The sequence below is a fragment of the Pseudoalteromonas sp. SR45-6 genome (assembly GCF_014163545.1).
In the GTDB taxonomy this organism is placed as follows: domain Bacteria; phylum Pseudomonadota; class Gammaproteobacteria; order Enterobacterales; family Alteromonadaceae; genus Pseudoalteromonas; species Pseudoalteromonas rhizosphaerae.
Map to the genome: position 1 here is coordinate 1 of NZ_JACJDM010000004.1, position 19,953 is coordinate 19,953.

Here is a 19,953-nt window from a genome sequence, read left to right on the forward strand (position 1 = left end):
CTCAGTTTCAATTGAGACTCTAAATTTTTTGCCTTGCTTAGCTATCTAAAAGAAAGTTAAGCTGGGCTGGTAGAAATCAATCTGTACGAGTGCCCACACAGATGATTGCTTTATATTGTTAAAGGACGTTGCGACATTGTCGCTAGGGATGCGTATAATACATCCTTTATTTTTCGAGTCAACACTTAGTTTTAAGCTTTCTTGCGAATATTTAAAACCGAAGTTTTATTTAACTCTCTGAGTTGTTCGTGCTTCGCTATGCGTTGGCGTTTCCCGTCTCAGTGGGGTCGCATTATAGGGAGATCCAAAAACAGATCAACACTTTTTTTGATCTTTTTTGATTTAATTGACTGTTCGAACAAATTTAGTGCATAAAGGTGGTTTTTAATACAATAAAAGGGCTTTTACAGCCCTTTTGTTACTTAACAATAAACTTCCAACCAGCTTTTGCTTGCTGTTTAGACTCTTGTTGGAGCTCACTTGCCATTAGCGGGTGCGCTTTTAGCCAATCATTTTCAAATATTAGTGTTAGAGCGTCATTATTAACAGTTAATACTAATTTTGGTAATACATCATCTTGGCGACGCATTGATAAGATCACTGCGATCCTAAGCAACCGTGTTACATACTGAGTAAGCTGAGCATGGCAGCCTAAATACTCAAAAACATTCTTTTGCAGATCTGAACGATGTGCATTCGCTACAGCCGCAATAATTTTATGCTCCGATTGTGAAAAGCCTGGCATATCGGTGTTTTCTAAAATATAAGCGGTGTGCTTTTGATATTGCTTATACTCAATTAACAAACCAATCTCATGCAATTGCGCAATCGCTTTTAGTAAAGGCAGGCCACTATTGTTGAATAGTGGCCACTGCTCGCTGACTTGAGCTGCGAGGTGACTGGCGAGTTCTGCAACTCGGTTCGCTTGTTTTTGATCGACATGATAACGGCTCATCAGGCCATCAACAGTGCGCTTTCGAATATCATGATTATGAAACTCAGGGACCATGCTATAAAGCACACCTTCACGAAGTGCGCCTCCTGCTAATCCCATTTTATCAATTTCAAGCGCTTCGAATAAAGCAATTAAAATAGCGAGCCCTGACACAAAAACTAAACGTCTTTCTTCACTAAGCCCAGGTAAATCGAGCTCAGCGATGGTCTCATAGGCGATCGATTGCTTTTTAATTTTATTGAGTTTATCTAAACTCAGTGTTTCATCGAGTGATTGTGCCACCATAATTTCTTGGATAGCTTGTACAGTACCCGATGCACCTGATGCAATCTCCCAACCCGCCACTTTATAACTTGGCGCTATATCATCAATAACTACTCGTGCGGCTTTAATAGCAGCATTGAAATTAGCGTCATTGAGTTTACAGTCTTTAAAGTAACGTTCTAGGTAGGTAACACAGCCCATGTTTAGGCTTTTATAATGTAGTGCGTCGAATCCCTTACCTATAACTACCTCAGTACTGGCACCGCCAATATCTATTACTAGTTGGCGACCACTACATGAAGATGTATGCGCAACGCCTTTATAAATAGTGCGCGCTTCTAGCTCACCACTAATGACATTAATTTTATGCGCAAGGATTTGCTCGGCTTTGATTTTAAATTCATCAGCATTCGTTGCTAAGCGCAAAGTAGCGGTGGCAACAATAGTAATGTTGTTTTTAGGGATATCTTGAAGACGCTCTGCAAATAGTGCGAGACATTCCCAGCCTCGTTGCATTGCTTCTGTGCTCAGTAAATTATCATCATTTAGCCCTGCGGCTAATCTGACTTTGCGTTTAACTCGGCCTATTGTTTGTAAGCCGCCAGCAATTGACTTAGCGATCAACATGTGAAAACTGTTAGATCCTAAATCAATTACTGCATAAACATTTTTTTGCGGTTTAAGTTGCCCCACCGTTCAAAAACCTCTAGTTACTACTACGACTATAACGACGGTCGCAATTACGACCGTGCTTTTTGGTAACTATTGTTTGGTCTACGTCCGCTGTTGTTACTACGACTACGTGGGCCTGTTGAATAATTACGCTTTCTTTGAATAGTAGGCTTAGTTAAATCATCAAGCAATGCACTTTTATCATAATGTGATAAAGGAATGCTGTGCTCTATGTATTCTTCAATTTCATGAAGATTATATGCGTACTGCTCACATGCAAAACTAATTGCCTTACCTGATGCCCCAGCGCGTGCTGTACGGCCAATACGATGAACATAATCTTCACAATCATCTGGTAAGTCGAAGTTAAATACATGACTCACTTCAGGGATATGTAAGCCACGAGCAGCAACATCTGTTGCCACAAGGAAGTCTAAATCACCTTTAGAGAATTGCGCTAAAATTGATTGGCGTTTTTTCTGATTTACGTCACCAGTGAGCATTCCCACCCGGTGTCCATCAGACTTTAACCATGCATAAACCGTTTCACAGCTATGTTTAGTATTTGCAAACACAATGGCTTTCTCAGGCCATTCTTCTTCAATCAAAGTTAATAACAGCTTAACTTTATCTTCTTGAGAAGGATGAAATAACTCTTCAACAATGCGCTTGCCAGTTTTCACATCAGGTTCAATTTGTACATGCTCTGGGTTTGTCATGTGCTCAAACGCCAGTTCTTGTACGCGATACGATAACGTTGCTGAAAATAATAAATTAAGGCGTTGTGATGTATCCGGCATACGGCGGAACATATAGCGAATGTCTTTTATGAAACCCAAATCAAACATACGATCGGCTTCATCAAGTACCACTACTTCGATTTCATTGAGGGTGTAACACCCTTGTTTATATAAATCGATTAAGCGCCCTGTGGTGCCAATTAAAATATCAACGCCTTTTTCTAATTGTGCACGTTGTTTTTCGTAATCTTCGCCACCATATACTAAACCTAAGTTAAGATTACAGTGTGGCGCTAAAATTTTTGCATCTTTGTGGATCTGAATCGCAAGCTCCCGAGTAGGGGCCATGATCAGGGCTCTTGGATGTTTACTAGGTGCTTTGCTAGATTGTAATAACCGATGGCAGGTGGCAGTTAAAAACGCCAACGTTTTGCCTGTACCTGTTTGTGCTTGACCCGCAATGTCGCGGCCATCACAAATAAAAGGTAGGCATTTAGCTTGTATGGGTGTGCAATATTCAAACCCACTTTCGGTTAACCCGGCAACCACTTCCGGTGCAATAGCAAAGTCTGAAAACTTTTTATCGGTCAAATGTGTCTTAGTCATAGCGTTTAAGCATAACGTTTAAACTTGCAATAAGAAACAAGAGTGTTTAAATACGCATTAAATAATTCGCCTAACTTATCGGAGAGCGCAATGAGCGAGAAAATTATTCAATTAACTGACGATGGCTTTGAAGCTGACGTTTTACAATCAGACAAGCCTGTATTAGTTGATTTTTGGGCAGAATGGTGTGGACCGTGTAAAATGATCGCGCCAATTCTTAATGAAGTGGCAGAAGAGTTTGATGGCCGTGTTGTAATCGGTAAATTAAACATTGACCAAAATGCGGGCACACCACCTAAATTTGGTATTCGTGGTATCCCTACGTTACTTCTTTTCAAAGAAGGCCAAGTTGCGGCAACTAAAGTGGGTGCACTTTCTAAAACTCAACTTGTTGAGTTTTTAGAAAACAACATCTAAAAATATGCCTAAAAAAAGGGCAACTGCCCTTTTTTTTAATTTTTTTTGTATAAAGACTGGACGCCTAGCGAATGACCTGCTAGTTTATAAAGCCAACTAATCCTTAGTTTACCAACAAACCTCTCTCACTAATCAATATCGATTATATGAGCATGATAACTGTAATAAAGAACCCACCAATATGCATTTACGCGAATTAAAAGACAAGTCGATCAAAGAACTTGTAGACTTAGCTGAGTCCATGGGGCTCGAAAACGTAGCCCGCTTAAGAAAGCAAGATATTATCTTTGCTATCCTTAAAGCCCACGCCAAAAGTGGAGAGAACATTTTTGGCGGTGGTGTATTAGAAATCTTACAGGATGGTTTTGGTTTCTTAAGATCATCAGAAGCCTCTTACCTTGCTGGTCCTGATGACATTTATATATCACCTAGCCAAATTCGTCGTTTTAGTATGCGTACTGGTGATTCTATAATGGGTCTCATACGTCCACCTAAAGACGGTGAACGTTACTTTGCATTACTAAAAGTAAACGAAGTAAATTTTGATAAACCTGAAAACTCTCGCACGAAAATTCTTTTTGAAAACCTTACCCCGCTACATGCAAACGAACGTTTACGTATGGAACGCGGTAATGGTAGCACCGAAGATATCACTGCTCGAGTACTTGATTTAGCCTCTCCAATTGGCCGTGGTCAACGTGGTTTATTAGTAGCACCGCCTAAAGCGGGTAAAACAATGCTACTACAAAATATTGCGCAATCGATTACCCATAACCACCCAGATGCGACATTGATGGTACTACTTATCGATGAGCGTCCAGAAGAAGTTACTGAGATGCAACGCCTAGTAAAAGGTGAAGTTATTGCATCAACGTTTGATGAACCAGCAAGCCGTCACGTACAAGTTGCTGAAATGGTAATTGAAAAAGCAAAACGTTTAGTTGAGCACAAAAAAGATGTAATCATCTTACTGGATTCAATCACACGTTTAGCACGTGCTTATAACACGGTAATTCCTTCATCAGGTAAAGTACTTACTGGTGGTGTTGATGCTAACGCCCTGCATAAACCAAAGCGTTTCTTTGGTGCTGCGCGTAACGTTGAAGAAGGCGGTAGTTTAACTATTATCGCAACTGCGCTTATCGATACTGGCTCTAAGATGGATGAAGTTATCTACGAAGAGTTTAAAGGTACTGGTAATATGGAATTACACTTAAATCGTAAGATTGCTGAAAAGCGTGTATTCCCTGCAATCGACTTTAACCGCTCAGGTACCCGTCGCGAAGAGCTACTGACTAAACCTGATGAACTACAAAAAATGTGGATTTTACGCAAAATAGTTCATGAAATGTCTGAAATTGATGCCATGGAGTTTTTAATTGATAAACTCTCTATGAGCAAAACCAATGATGAATTTTTTGATTCGATGAAGCGTCAATAATTCTCTTTACTAGATTCTAAAATGCCTGTTAATACAGGCATTTTTTTTGCCTATCCCTAAATCTCACTCCTATTATAAATTTGTTTTATTAATCTCTTTGCTCTGTTTCCTATAGACGAAAATCATCAGACTGCGCAGTATTGAGTAAATATTAAAACTGCGATTATTTAAATCTAGCACACAGTAATGCCACTCAATAAAACGCTCAACTCGCTTTATTGGTTAGTAGTAACTTATAGCCTTAATGTAACGACCCATTAAGCTTATATATCGCTCTTTTAAGTCAGCTGTTGTGATAGCTGCTTAATCAAATCATCTACTAATTCTTTTATGTCGGCATCACTGCTGGGGTTATGTTTTTGTGATAAGAGTGATTTATCTAAGCACATCGCTGCATTAGCTACATCAGTTAATGAAAATATCTGTGCGGCACCAAGGATACGATGGCTATCTTGCTGTAATGCAATATAGTCCTTTGCTGCAAGGTGCTGTGTAAGTGACGCTATTTCATCATCAAAGCTGGCAATAAAACTCGTCACTAAATCGCTAATATCAGGATTAGCTAAAGGTAGCGTGCTGGTGCTATTTAAATGCGCTGCGAGTGCCTGATAAAACGCTTCTTTTTCTATTGGCTTACTTAAATAGCCAGTAAATCCCATCGCTAAGTAATTATCTATTTCATGACTCATTGCATTAGCTGTTAAAGCAAAAATAGGTTTATTAAAACCACACTTATTTAACAGTTCAAATGCACTAAGGCCATCCATTACTGGCATCTGTATATCTAATAAAACAACATCTGGAAATTCACTGAGGCACTGTTCAACTGCTTGCTCACCATTACTTACTGAGATCACTTCAAGGCCAATCGACTTTAAAAAGCGCGTTATTAGTCTACGATTGTCGGGATGATCTTCTGCTAATAATACTCGCCCAACTAGACCTTTAGTTGCAGCTGGTTTTGAGTTGTCGGTAGCAAGAAGGGTTGGCGCATACTCTTTACATGGCACATTAAAAATAAACTCACTGCCATTACCATGCTCACTTTCAACACTAATATAACCCCCCATCATAATTGCTAATTGCTGGGAAAGACTCAAACCAAGTCCTGAACCACCGAACCTGCGAGTGATGGTATTATCGCCTTGTTGAAAACATTCAAAAATGTTTTTTATTTGCTCTGTATTCATACCAATCCCCGTATCAATCACTTTAAAGCATACGCCTTGTTCGGTGTGATTAATATCCAGAGTAACACTGCCGTGCTCGGTAAATTTGATCGCATTAGTCAGTAGGTTTATTAGTATTTGCTTGACGCGGATCATATCTAACTTAGTCCAATAACTCGAGCCTAAGTGATTTTCTAATAGCAGCGTTAAGCCTTTGCTTTTAGCCTGCATACTTGACATAGCATAAACATCATTTACAAGCTCCACGAGGTCAAACTCGCTAACATGTAAATCTAAACGGTTTGCTTCTATCTTACTAATATCGAGCACATCATTAATCAAATCTTTTAAATGATCGCTATGTTTTTTAATAACTAACAATTCTGTTTGTAATTGCTGGGGCTGATATAAACCATGCAATAAGTCGTCTGTTTGCCCTAAAATAGCGGTAAGTGGTGTGCGTATTTCATGGCTGATATTAGCCAAAAACTGGCTCTTAACTTGATTCGCGGCACGTAGCTCTTGTGCCACATATTGTAATTCTTGAGTACGTTGCTCAACTTTTTGCTCTAATTGGGTTTTGGCCTTTTTTTCGATTGCACGGCGATATAATACAACTGCACAGATCAATACCAACATCAGCACAATAGACAGTAAAATAGTTAACTGTGAGCGTTTTTCAATCTTTAATTCTTGTAGGCTACGCTCTTGTTTAAGCTGTTTAATTTCTTGGTTTAACTGGTTCGACTGAAACTGAGACTGAAATACATTTAACGCTTTCATAACCTCTTCACTGGTTATGCTACGTTGATAATCGACAAACTGTTGGTGCAGATGAATAGCCCGCTTATAGTCACCGGCACCAGCACTTAACAACGCCTCGATACCTAAGCCGTCTTTAATGCGCAATTCATCTTTATATTCTTTGGCTAGTGATATTGATTGTTGTAAATTTTGCTCCGCAATATCAATATCCCCCATCACTAATTGCACTTTAGCTAAAACATGTAAGGAGGCTAATCGTAAGGATTGATTATCTATTTGCTGGGCGTACTTTTGAGCTGCTTGTGCGTGATACAAAGCTGCATCCAACTCATCTATTTTTAAATTTATGTTAGCTAAGTTGGTATGCTGTACAGATAACTGATAGGCATCATTTACACTTTGATAATAGCGTAAAGCGAGCTGGTAATAGTGCAACGCTAATTGATTTTGACCCGACTCAGTATAAGCAACACCCATATTGCCATAGGCACGAGCAATCCCCTCTTCATCACCCAATTGCTGAAATACATCGAGCACTTCGCGATAAATTTCGAGTGCCGAATCATAGCTAGATAAACGAATATAGATGCCCGCAATGTTATGAAGAATATCAGCTTTGTCTTGCGCGCTACCATCTATTTCATAAAGTGCTTTTGCCTGCTGGTAATGATCTAAAGCAAGCTCCATGTTGTGCATATTAAAATATGCAAGGCCAATATTACTTAGCAAATTGGCTTGTTTTAATGGACTCTTTAAACGTACCGCTAAGTTTAACGCACGGCTGTAATCAATAATGGCTTGTTGTAATAAACCTTGAAAATATTGCACCACGCCCTGCATTTTTATTGCTCGAAAATGTAACTCAGGCAGATTTTCAAATGTACTATGCTGCTCAAGCAACTGATAATAATGCAATGCTTGGGGATAATTACTCAACTCAAACGCATGCTCTGCTAGACTAGAATAAATAGCAACTTGTTGTTGATTTGATAATTGCGTAGACAATAATTGGGTAGCTAACAGCTGCTTTTCAGACCATTCATCCGTAACTTTAAATTGTTCAAAAAGTGCGATTGGTTGTTGAGCATTACCTGATTGAGAAAAAACGCCAAGCACACTAATCGAGCAAATAAATAATAGGCGCTTAAACTGACCCAGCATAATTTTTTCCTTGGAATTTTGTTAGCAGTAGAAGCTATGATAGTTTAGTCAAGATACACCAATAACTAGACTGTAAACAATGCTTAACCCACTGATTGATGAGATTTTCGAGTTAATTTTAACGAAGCACATTTGGAAGGTTCACACTTTAGCATTGGAATTATCTGAGCGTGGTGTAATTAATGACTTAGATACAGATCCATACCGTGATCTGTTTAAGCGTAACTTTTTAATTATGAATGCACTTTATCAACTGCAGCAACAACTGTTGCCAAATCAATATTTATTGGTAGCCAGTTTACATATAGAGCTCACCGATAATCCAGATAAGATAACCATTGCAGCGCATGACTCATTACAAGCGTACTATCTAGATTGGCAAAATTACGATGCCTCGATAACAGAAGTTAAATCACTGTTAGATAAATTTTGGCGTACTTTTCGTGCATCACCAACAATAAATACGCTTGATCAACAACAACGCCAGACATTATTAAAGCACTGGGAATTACCTGACGATTTTTCTATGCAGGCATTGCAAAAGCGCTGGCGGCAGTTGGCAACACAATATCATCCAGATAAACAACATGGTAATGCAGAGCAGTTTAAACAGTTAAAAAATGAATATGAGCAGCTTAGGGCAAGCTGCTCAAAAGCATCATAAGCAATAATTAACGAGTTAAACGACGGGCACGAATTTTACGGCCTTTAATATTACCTTCCGTTAATTTTCGTAGCGCGGGCTTTGAGCTATTACGTTCGACAGCCACAAAAGCCACATTATCAAGCACATTAATTTTACCGACTTGACGTCCGGCAACACCATCTTTACCGGTTAATGCACCTAAAATATCACCTGCGCGTACCTTTTGCTTTTTACCTGAATCGATCATTAGTGTCACCATTTGTGGTTTGTATGGTGGCTTTTCAAGTAGGCTAAACGGCGGTAATTGTTCTGGTAAAAAATCACATTCATAATGGTCACCAATTTGTGCCACTTTGAATTGTTCTGCATCGCCATAAATAGAGCATGCAATGCCTTTTTTACCAGCACGACCAGTTCGACCAATACGGTGTACGTGGGTTTGTGGGTCATGGGCAAGGTGGTAGTTAATCACCATATCCATATCATCGATGTCTAAACCACGAGCGGCTACATCAGTGGCCACTAAAATCGAGGCGCTTTTATTAGCAAAGTGGATCAAGGTGCGCTCACGATCTCGCTGCTCTAAATCACCATGCAATGACACGGCACTGAAGCCTTCATCAGCTAAATCATCACACACCTGTTGAGTTTCGACCTTGGTATTACAAAACACCACACAACTTTCTGGTTGAAACTTCAGCAGCAACAATTTTAATGTATTAAAACGTTGTTTGTTATTATCCATTTTATAAAAGTACTGTTTAATAGTACTTTTTTCTTGCTCTTCTTCAACCTTCACCATAACAGGATTGCTTAATACACGCTTGGCAATCGCTTCTATTGCGCGCGGAAAAGTGGCGCTAAATAATAAAGTTTGACGCTGTTTTGGAATACGCTCAATAATTGCATCCAAAGTGTCTTGAAAGCCCATATCAAGCATTTGATCGGCTTCATCAAGTACTAGCGTGTCTACATCATCTAAACGTAGCGTACCTTTGCGAATATGATCATCTACACGCCCAGGTGTGCCAACAATAATATGTGCACCATGCTCTAGTGAACCAATTTGTGGACCAATCGACACGCCACCACATAGAGTTAATATTTTTATATTGTGAATACCACGCGCTAATTTACGCATTTCCACAGCTACTTGCTCAGCCAACTCACGGGTTGGACAAAGCACTAAAGACTGTATACGAAAACGCTTAACATTAAGCTTGGCCAACACACCTAAACTAAATGCGGCAGTTTTACCTGAGCCAGTTTTAGCTTGTGCAATGATGTCTTTACCTTCAAGCACTGGCGGCAGGCTTTGCGCCTGTACAGCGGTCATTTGGGTGTAACCTAAAGTCGATAAGTTATCGACCAAACCTGATGGTAAAGCGAGTGATGAAAAAGCTGTAGCGGTCAAAGTAATTTCCAGTGCAATAAGTAAACATGAAAAGCCGCTGCAGATGCCCGACTTAGTTATGCTGCATAATAGCAGAATATACAAATTGCTACCATTAAGCTGACCATATTCTCAATAAACATTCACCATAACATCGCCACCGATAGGCATTTATCTCATCTACTTTTGTTGCTCAGTATTAAATGCTTTAATAACTCTCACTTGAAAATATAACCAGGTCAATAATGAAAAAAATCATCACCGGATTACTGCTAGCCGGCAGCTTTTTAGCCAATGCCGCCGAGCCTGAATTTACCGCAAAGCAACTTCAGCAAGTCACCGAACTAAGAACTAATGCCAGTAACAGCGAGTTAAGCTATCAATTGCTTGAATCGCTTACTACTGAAATAGGACCTCGCTTACCTGGTACAGAAAATGATAAAAAAGCCGTTGCGTGGGCCCAAGCTAAATTTAAAGAGCTTGGTTTTGATAAAGTATGGCTAGAAGAGGCAACCTTCCCTGAGTGGCGTCGTTTTAGTGAAAGTGGCAAAATTTTAACGCCAAGCGAGCAACCTTTGCACCTAACAGCATTAGGCCACAGCGTTAGCACACCGAAAGATGGCATTACCGCTGAAGTTGTATTATTTGAAACGCTTGATGAACTTATCGCAGCACCAGCAAACAGCTTAAAAGGTAAAATAGCTTATATAAATTACCATATGAACCGCCATATTGATGGCAATGGTTATGGTCCTGCTGTTCGTGCTCGCTCAACAGGTTCAGTTGAGGCTGCAAAAAAAGGCGCGATTGGTTATATGATGCGTTCTGTTAGCACCGCACATCACCGCTTTGCTCATACCGGTGGCAGTCACTATCAAGAAGGTGTTACGAAAATCCCTAATGTGACCATTGCTAATCCTGATGCAGATCAGCTAGCTCGCTTAGTTGCACTAGGTAAAAATGTTACCGTAAATATCAATGTGCAAACTGAAGATCGCGGCCAAGGTACTGGCTATAACGTGATTGGTCAGTTCAATGGCACACAAAACCCTGAACAATACGTACTGATTGGCGGTCATTTAGATTCTTGGGATTTAGGCACTGGCGCACTTGATGATGGTGCAGGCGTTGCGTTAACCATGGCTGCTGCCAAACATATTAGTGAAATAAAACGCCCTAAACGCAGCATTCGTGTAGTATTATTTGCCGCCGAAGAGCTAGGATTATGGGGCGCTAAAGCTTATTTTAAAAAGCATGCAAATGAACTTGATAAAATTGTTGCCGCCGCTGAATCTGACTTTGGTGCTGATGTTGTGTATGGCTTTGAATCGAATGTATCTGCAGCCTCGTTGCCAGTAGTGCGTGCAATAGCCAAGCAACTTGCGCCGCTAAATGTTGAATACATAGGTAAAAATAGCGCTAATGGTGGGCCTGATTTAATTCCATTTAAAAATGCCACCAGCGCGCCAATTTTTGAGCTGCACCAAGACGGTACTGATTACTTTGACTACCATCACACTGCTGATGATACGCTTGATAAGATCGATCCGGCTAAACTTAAGCAAAATACCGCAGCATATGCTGTATTTGCGTTAATGGCAGCTGATGCTAAAACTACAATTAAAGCAAAGCCTGTAGCAAGCAAATAAGCTAACCAAACATACTTTCTTACAGTTTTCTGCTTTGCATCTAACCTTCCTTGTTTTAATTTAACGTAAAACAAGGAAGGGAAAAAAGGTCATATGCTACTATTCAATACCAGCGATTCATTGTCGTTTTTCAGCCAAACAAAAACCTGCCCACACTGTCATCATGATGACTATCGACTACAAAACCACAGCCGCTTTTTGCGTTTTTCAATTGTCCCTATGCTGCCATTAGCATGGCATTATCAATACCAGTGTAGCCATTGCCAGCACAATGTGCAGCTTTCAATTATGCAACTGCCATGGTTAGAAAAGCTTTCTTTGATCAAATATTTTATAGGCTCGATATTACTTATCTGGTTATCTATTTACTTTTATACACAACATCTTGATGAGCTAAAAGCCAAGCAAGCAATACTCAGCCAGCCACAAGCATTCGATACTTACTTGGTACATGCTGATAAGTTTTCTAACGAACCATTGCGCCCTGAAAACCTAAAAGTAGCCCAAGTACTCGAGTTTGATGACCAAAATATCACCTTTCAAATCAGCAATTATCGCTATAAACGCGACAGCGGCATTACTATGGCTATGCGTACCAGCTTATTGATACAAAAAGGTTATTTCTCATCAAAAACAATAATTTTACCGCGCAGCGAAGTACAGCGTTTATATGATGAAGGCGCTATTTATGATGTACTACGCCCTTATGCATATAGCTTATATGGTGGTTTTGTGATGTTCCCACCACGCCCTAAACCGCTATATGAAGGGTTGAAGCTTAATAAAAATAATCAGCAAGGCATCATCTATTACAAAGATGGGTTATTTCCTGAAGCGTTCGAAAGCTTTTTACTCGCCAGCAAAGAAGGCTCACAATGGGGTCAGCTTAATACTGCGCAAATGTATCGTGATGGTGAGGGGGTAGAAAAAGATATCAGCCAAGCTATTTATTGGTATCAACAAGCTGCAGGGCAAAATAACCACAAAGCCAAAGTACAACTCAAAGAGCTGTGCCTTGAGCATTCCTGTTAATATACCCAAACTACCCACAACGAGTGGATATAAATATGGCAAGCTTTTAGCTTGCCATTTAACACGTAAATACGACTGTTATATTGTTAAGTGTTGGTCTAAAAAGGTCAGCACTTGTTGATAATAACGAGTGCGATGTTCTTGCTTATAAAAACCATGCCCTTCATCTTCAAGCAGTTCATATATATAAGGATGTTTAGCTTTTTTAAGAGCCGCAATCAGTGATTCGGCCTGTTCAATCGGTGCGCGCTGATCTTCACCACCATGTACTATCAGCACTGGAGCCTTTAACTTATCAATATTATAGCTAGGTGAAAAAGCCTTTAGTTGCGCTTCATCTGTACCCAATACATTCTGTAAATAACGTTGGCCACTATCGCGCTCTGCAACATCCCCTTCTTTAAACATTAAGGGCAAATCATAAACGCCAACAACGCCAATCGCACACTTAAACATATCAGGTTCTAAAATCGCACTTTGTAACGCTGAGTATCCACCAAAGCTCGCGCCCATAATGCAGATATTGTTTTTATTAACTGTACCCTGCTCAACTAAATACTTCACACCATCTATAATATCAAATTGAATTTCAGCTCCCCATTTTCGATGCCCAGCATGCTCAAAGTTACGGCCAAAACCACCTGAACCTCTAAAATTAACTTTTAGTACGGCCATACCACGGCTTGCAAGCAACTGTGCATCAGGGTCGAATCCCCACCAATCGCGCGGGCCATGTGGACCACCATGTGGCATAACCACTAAAGGTAAGTTTTTTTCTATGGTATTATTCGGTACTGTTAAGTAGCCATAAATAGTTAAACCATCTCGACTGGTATAACTTACAGGCTTGGTCTGCGCCATTTGTTCTGCATCAATTCAACTACGGGATGCAAACAAAAATCGTAAGTTATTACTTTTGGCATCGAATAAATAATATTGTCCAGGGTTACGATCATTAGAGGCATAAATAATATTAGTGTCACCATCTTCAGTACTACTAACGAGTTGCACTTGTTCACCAGGTAAAGCGGAGATTAATGATTTTAAACGCATGCTTTTATCTGATTGCCCATCGACAAAAGCATAAGTTGGATAACCTAGTTCGGTTTCAATAGCAAATAGCTCTTTTGATGCTTCATCGACCCATATTTGCTTTGGTGAGACTTTCTCTTCTTTATGAATTAAATCAACTGCTCTGGTTTTTAGATTCAATTTATATAAGCCTTGAGCTTCACCACTTATTGATGCTGTGATATAGACAGCATCACCACTACTATCAAAAGCGTGCAACTCCACATCACTGTAAGTCAAATCACCTAAATCAAGTGCTTGCCAATCTCCACCTGACTTTTCACGGGTATGTATTGTAGACTTAATATAATCATCACTGGAAACAGCCACTCTGACATTTCCTTCATGGTCGGTCAAAAAGTTGGCCATACGTGACGGGGAGCGCGTAACTTTACGACGCTTCCCTGAAAAAATATCAACCTCATAAACAACCGTGTGCGGTTCACTACTTGATGTCCACGGGTAAGTCACTATAAGCATTTTATCTTCATCGTGGATTAAAGAATCCAGCAAATAAGAGGTGCCATAAAGTGGTGTGGCTTTTTTGATATGAGAGCCAGTTTGCATTTCGCCAAGATAGCCAACTAAGTACTTAGCTTTTGAGCCATCAGCATTCACGCCATATAATTCACCATAATATTCAGGGTGATCTTGCCAGCCGTGTAAGTATTCTTTTGCAACTACAACCCGATCATCACTTACCCAATGATAAGCACCAACTTGGGCATTGCTCTCAAAATTAATAGCGTGGTGAATTGTAAATTTTTTAGCATCTAAAATAACCAGCATCTTTTTACCTTCAGGTTGCATAATTACTGCAAGGTAGCTTCCCTTAGGAGAGATTTTAACTTGGCTATATTCACTGCTGCGGCTGAAGTCATCGACTGCAGGAGCTGATTGATTTGCATCACTCATGAAGCTGACAACACACAAAGCAATAACAACAATCAACTGCATCATTTTGCTCATACAACATCCTTTTAAATTTATATTTTTATAATTGCTACAATTGTACCCAATAAGGTTTTAAATAGATATCCATCCAAATACGTAAGTAAAGAACGAAGAGTACTTATTTACTTTATTAAAGTTACACTATAACATTACCGATATATTATAACAAAACACCGGACTGTTTATGATTTTACCTAACTTTAAAACTTGCTTAATTGCCTCTATGGTTGCTGTACTGTGTGCCTGTAACAGTGAAATTGATGACCTTGTAGATAAAAATGCTGAGCAGAAAGATGACCATGACCACACCGAAATCACTACAAAAGGGCGATTAGCGATTAGCCATGCTGATATTGCTAACGTATCTGTTTTTAACGCTGACAACAACTCGTTGCTGGAGACCTTTAATACCAGCAACGTAATAAGTGGTCTATATGCCAGTCCTAATTTCCGTTATGCAGTATTGATCCAGCGAGCAGAAAATTATGTTGAGTTCATTGACGGTGGATTATTTACAGAAGATCATGGTGATCACCAACATGGTTATGAACAGCAACCCGAGCTGCATGATTTAATCTTTAGCGATAGTAAACCAACCCACTTTGATGTCAGTGAACAGCAAGCTGCACTGTTTTTTGATGGCGATCTTGATGCAGGGATCCCTGCAAGCTTTGTGTTATTAAGTGATGAATCACTTGCTGCTGGGAAAACGTTAGCAGCACATAGCTTTAACAATGCCATGCATGGTACAGCGCAAATTCGCGGTGAATCGGTAATCACAACTTATCGCAGCGAAGATATAACTAGCGTGCTGCCAAATTATGTTGAACAACTGCATATTCATGGTGATCACTTTCATCAAGAACAGCGGTTTGCAGTGGATTGCCCTGCACTACATGGCAGTGCGCAAAATCACCAGCATATCGCTTTTGGCTGTAGCGATGGTGTATTAGTTATAACTGAAAAAGATAATGTGTTTAACGCAGCCAAAGTAGCTAATCTCAACAACTTTGCTGAAGGTACGCGTATTGGCACAATTAAAGCGAGTGAACACAGCGAACTATTTTTAGGTATTGCACAAAGTAAGCTTTTTTACACCATCGACCCAGCATCAGCTGAAATGACACAGCTTGCATGGCAACAAAATACTGAAAATACCGTATTAGCAAGTGCACTGGATAGGATTACCGGCGAGTTTTATGTACTTGAAAGTGATGGTTTCTTGTCAGTGCTACATGCTGAAGATGATTGGCAAGTCAGCGCACGCTTTAAAGTACTCGAAAACCCAGCTGGTAACTATGCACTCGCGGCCTCAGCGGCCGACGATACTTTATATATCAGTGATGCAAACAACCAAACAGTATTAAGTATCGACACCCATGAGCAAACGACTAAAACTATTCTTAACCTTGATTTTATCCCTAATCAAATTACCTGGTTAGGTATAGCTGCTGAATCAAAACATGAACACTAATTAATTCAAGCAAATAACTTTCATAGCATTCCCTTGCTAATTCATTGCCAGCAAATTTACTGTGCTGGCTTTTTTGCTTTCATGCTGACAATTCCATGATGAACTAACACAGCAATCGCACCGGCTAATACACCTAATAAACCATCGAACAGTAAAGGCGCAATAATCTCTCCCAGCGTACCTAAGTTTGCCAGTGCAAACTCAGCAACAGCGGTTTGCCAATGATGCAACACACTAATACCATGCACTAAAATTCCTCCACCCACTAAAAACATCGCTACCGTACCTGCAAATGCTAAAAACGCCATTAAACGTGGTGCTGCGGCTAATAAACCTTTACCTAATAATGCTTTAAAACGGTTTCCTGTTTGCTGTGCTTGGTTAAGCAAATACAAACCAGCATCATCGAGTTTTACAATCCCTGCCACTAACCCATAAACGCCTATGGTCATGATCACCGCAATAACACTTAAGACTAGCGCTTGATTTAGTAAACTTGCACCCGCCACGGTGCCTAGAGTGATAACTATTATTTCTGCCGATAAAATAAAGTCGGTTCGAATAGCCCCTTTTACTTTTTGTTTTTCGTACTCAACTAAATCTAAATTTTCGACAGCATCTACATCATCATTTTTCGTAGCTGGTAATAACTTTTCAACTAACTTTTCTGCACCTTCAAAACACAAAAATAATCCACCAACCATCAATAAAGGTGTAATAAGCCAAGGCAGCCAAACACTTATTAATAACGCTGCAGGAACTAAAATAGCTTTATTTAAAAATGAGCCTTTCGCTACCGCCCACACGACCGGTAGCTCACGATCGGCAGTGACTCCTGTCACTTGTTGCGCGTTTAAAGCTAAATCATCCCCTAATACACCCGCCGTTTTCTTCGTGGCGACTTTACTCATAGTGGCAATATCATCTAATAAAGTGGTGATATCGTCCAATAATGTCAATAGGTTAGTACCTGCCATCTCATTTCCTTTGCAGTTAAAAAATTTATAATAATCAACATAGCCTAAACGAGTATTTTCACCAAAGGTTAATTTTCGTTTGCTATGCTAGTTGCTCAACACATTTAGCCAAGGTACTTGTTAATGTATAAAACCCTATTAATTGCACTCGGTGTTATTAGCCTCAGTGCATGCACAGAACAATTAAATAGTCAGTCTTTCTCATGCGATAGCCAGCTAAGCGCCGTTATTACCAGTAATGATGAAGAAAGTGCCACGCTAAATTACAATCAAGTAGATCATTCGCTGACCAAACAAATCAGTGCCTCGGGCGTAAAATATACCAATGAAGATGTGCTGTTTTGGACCAAAGGGAATGAAGCAATGTTGATAATTGATGGCAACAAATATCATTGTAATTTAGAGTAATACAATCGCTCGCCAAACTTATAATTTATAAAAATACTGCTACACTCATAAATAATTAAGTATTTACGGGTTCACTATGCACGCTATTGCTATTAAAACGAAACTAATTTTTGCCTTTGCCACAATTGGTTTTTTAATGCTCGCCAGCAGTAGTTTTTTTTACTGGTCATTAGGACAAATTAATCACGCCACTTCGGATATAGAAACTTTAGCTGTACCGGTACAACAGCAAAGTCATGCCTTGCGGTTATCGCTGTTATCAATCACCAAATTTAATGCCGTTGCATACAGCCAAACAAGTAAAGCCAGTTTGCAACAGCAGCAACAGAGAACTCATGAAGAACAAGCTTTATTTAAAACCAAGCTAGAAGAATTAAGCTCTCAGCTACACGACCAACCGCAAATGCTGCAATTACTATCGAAAATAACACAACGCTATCAGCAATTTAGTACCACTAGCGCAACAATGTTTAACACCAAACAACAAGGCCTAACAGCAGCAACTCAGGTTACCTCATTAGCAAATGATTACGCTAATAATCTTGCTGACTTAAGTAGTGGCTTACTTGATTTAGAACTAATCGAAGTAACACCGGAGCAACAATCGTTATTAGCCGCTATTGTTGGTACCGCGACCCGCATTGACGACTTACTATTCACCTTAGGCAATAATGTTAAGAGCATCAACCACATTAGTTCCCTACAAACACTCACAGAACACCAACAAGATACCGCTTTTTTATTAGACAATATCCAATCTAATTTTACATACCTACAACAGCAAGCGAGTGAGTTAAAAAATCAAACAAATTTCAGCAACCTAAAAGACCTTCTCAGCTTAATTAATCAACAGTTGGCAACACTGTACCAGCAACAAAGTACTCTTTTGACCAGCAAAGTTGCGACCGAGCAAGCCTTTGCTGCATTCCAGCAACAGTTTCAACTTACCGAGCAGCTCATTATTGAGTTAAATCATTTAGCCGATAAACGCTTTGATACCTTGCAGGCGGATGCTCAGTCGGTGATCACTACAGGTTCGCGACTCGCGATTATTATAAGTTTAGTGCTTATTTCGTTTGCAGCCTTGATCTGCTTTTTAACCACCAAAGCAATGTTAAAACCACTCAATGCTGTAAATAAAGCACTATCACGTATCGCTTCTGGGGATTTATCGAAACGTACAAAGCCCCATAATGATGATGAATTTGGTGTACTTTTAAACAATATCAATCAATTAAGCGATGATCTAAGTACATTACTAAGTGCGATAAGTGATAACGCCCACACCTTAGATCAATCAGCAATTCAAACCAGTGCACAAGGCCAACATATGACCGAAGCAGCACAGCAGCAATTAGATCGTATTGCAGAGGCCGACTCGGTGGCGCATAGCATGCATAGTAATTCCCAAGCGGTCTGTGAACGAGCTGATAACACCTCTAATGAAGTTGCTAACGCTTCGCAGTTTGCCAATGATGTAAATCAGATTGCTGATCGTAACAGCCAGCGTATTGCAGCGTTACTGACTCGGCTTGATCAAGCTGTACAAAGTACTAATGAGCTAACCCAACACACACAATTAATTGGCGCAATCGTGGATACAATTAGCAGTATTGCTGAACAAACTAATTTACTTGCGCTAAACGCTGCTATTGAAGCTGCCCGTGCAGGAGAAAATGGCCGAGGCTTTGCTGTTGTGGCAGATGAAGTTCGCTCTTTAGCTGCACGAACGCAAAACTCGACTAGCGAAATACATACAATGATCCAAACACTGCAACATCAGGCCAATACTGCTCATCATGAAATTAACGATGGGCAACAACAAGCAAAAGAATGTGTAGCAAATAGTAGTGAATTAAACCAAGCGGTGGATAAAATAAAAAGTACTTTAGTGACAATTAACCAAATGAGTATGCAAATTGCTAGTTCATCACATCACCAGCTTGATAACAGCAATGAGATAAAACAGATTATGGCGCAAGTAACGGTGCAAGCACAAACGAATGCCGAACATGCAAAGTCACTCGCCAATCAAAGTGAAGACGTTAACCAACTCGCTCACTCATTAACCAGCGCAGTAGAAAGATTTAAGTTCTAACTCTGAATATAAAACCCATCTGCAGCTATTGTGATAATGATAAATACACGCCACAGAAATA

13 protein-coding genes and 1 pseudogene are annotated in these 19,953 nt (G+C 39.8%); 8 read left to right on the top strand and 6 right to left on the bottom strand.

All coding sequences use genetic code 11. From position 1 onward, the window contains the following. Positions 1 to 418: 418 nt before the first annotated feature. Together gppA and rhlB are read right to left on the bottom strand one after the other, a co-directional pair. Positions 419 to 1,912, bottom strand: coding sequence for a guanosine-5'-triphosphate,3'-diphosphate diphosphatase (gppA, locus tag H5158_RS02925; protein ID WP_182739426.1), 1,494 nt, complete (start codon positions 1,910 to 1,912; stop codon positions 419 to 421). A 47-nt stretch (positions 1,913 to 1,959) separates the two neighbouring features. Beyond that, a complete protein-coding gene (rhlB, locus tag H5158_RS02930; RefSeq protein WP_145239899.1) occupies positions 1,960 to 3,237 on the bottom strand; it encodes an ATP-dependent RNA helicase RhlB in 1,278 nt (425 codons plus the stop codon). A gap of 90 nt (positions 3,238 to 3,327) precedes the next feature. Here rhlB and trxA point away from each other — a divergent pair, with 90 nt between their 5' ends. Together trxA and rho are read left to right on the top strand one after the other, a co-directional pair. After that, positions 3,328 to 3,654 (top strand): thioredoxin TrxA, encoded by a 327-nt coding sequence (trxA, locus tag H5158_RS02935; protein ID WP_145239901.1) that lies wholly within the window; start codon positions 3,328 to 3,330, stop codon positions 3,652 to 3,654. A gap of 181 nt (positions 3,655 to 3,835) precedes the next feature. Continuing rightward, positions 3,836 to 5,095, top strand: coding sequence for a transcription termination factor Rho (gene rho / locus H5158_RS02940; protein ID WP_064666866.1), 1,260 nt, complete (start codon positions 3,836 to 3,838; stop codon positions 5,093 to 5,095). Between the two features lie 278 nt (positions 5,096 to 5,373). On the opposite strand, the gene H5158_RS02945 is transcribed toward rho, so the two are convergent. After that, entirely contained in the window at positions 5,374 to 8,190 is a 2,817-nt protein-coding gene (locus H5158_RS02945; RefSeq protein ID WP_182739427.1) for a tetratricopeptide repeat protein, read from the bottom strand. A 79-nt stretch (positions 8,191 to 8,269) separates the two neighbouring features. On the opposite strand from H5158_RS02945, the gene H5158_RS02950 reads away from it, so the two are divergent. Further along, entirely contained in the window at positions 8,270 to 8,854 is a 585-nt protein-coding gene (locus tag H5158_RS02950) for a DNA-J related domain-containing protein (protein ID WP_182739428.1), read from the top strand. A gap of 7 nt (positions 8,855 to 8,861) precedes the next feature. On the opposite strand, the gene dbpA is transcribed toward H5158_RS02950, so the two are convergent. After that, the gene (gene dbpA / locus H5158_RS02955) at positions 8,862 to 10,250 is read right to left on the bottom strand and encodes an ATP-dependent RNA helicase DbpA (protein ID WP_145239907.1); all 1,389 of its coding nucleotides are present in this window, start codon (positions 10,248 to 10,250) and stop codon (positions 8,862 to 8,864) included. A 224-nt stretch (positions 10,251 to 10,474) separates the two neighbouring features. Between dbpA and H5158_RS02960 the strand changes: the two genes are divergently transcribed. Continuing rightward, on the top strand, positions 10,475 to 11,878 hold the full coding sequence (locus H5158_RS02960) for a M20/M25/M40 family metallo-hydrolase (RefSeq protein WP_182717463.1): 1,404 nt from the start codon (positions 10,475 to 10,477) through the stop codon (positions 11,876 to 11,878). A gap of 93 nt (positions 11,879 to 11,971) precedes the next feature. Then, entirely contained in the window at positions 11,972 to 12,910 is a 939-nt protein-coding gene (locus H5158_RS02965) for a tetratricopeptide repeat protein (protein WP_182739429.1), read from the top strand. A gap of 78 nt (positions 12,911 to 12,988) precedes the next feature. Here the strand turns inward: H5158_RS02965 and H5158_RS02970 are convergent. After that, positions 12,989 to 14,938, bottom strand: a pseudogene (locus tag H5158_RS02970) (alpha/beta hydrolase family protein). A gap of 181 nt (positions 14,939 to 15,119) precedes the next feature. Between H5158_RS02970 and H5158_RS02975 the strand changes: the two are divergent. Next, positions 15,120 to 16,409, top strand: coding sequence for a hypothetical protein (locus H5158_RS02975; RefSeq protein ID WP_182739430.1), 1,290 nt, complete (start codon positions 15,120 to 15,122; stop codon positions 16,407 to 16,409). A gap of 56 nt (positions 16,410 to 16,465) precedes the next feature. Here H5158_RS02975 and H5158_RS02980 read toward each other — a convergent pair whose 3' ends face one another. Beyond that, positions 16,466 to 17,386, bottom strand: a complete 921-nt coding sequence (locus H5158_RS02980; RefSeq protein ID WP_182739431.1) for a DUF808 domain-containing protein — start codon at positions 17,384 to 17,386, stop codon at positions 16,466 to 16,468. A gap of 123 nt (positions 17,387 to 17,509) precedes the next feature. Between H5158_RS02980 and H5158_RS02985 the strand changes: the two genes are divergently transcribed. Continuing rightward, complete coding sequence (locus H5158_RS02985; RefSeq protein ID WP_182717466.1) at positions 17,510 to 17,794, top strand: MliC family protein; 285 nt, start codon at positions 17,510 to 17,512, stop codon at positions 17,792 to 17,794. A gap of 76 nt (positions 17,795 to 17,870) precedes the next feature. Beyond that, positions 17,871 to 19,892 (top strand): methyl-accepting chemotaxis protein, encoded by a 2,022-nt coding sequence (locus H5158_RS02990; RefSeq protein WP_182717467.1) that lies wholly within the window; start codon positions 17,871 to 17,873, stop codon positions 19,890 to 19,892. Positions 19,893 to 19,953 lie beyond the last annotated feature (61 nt).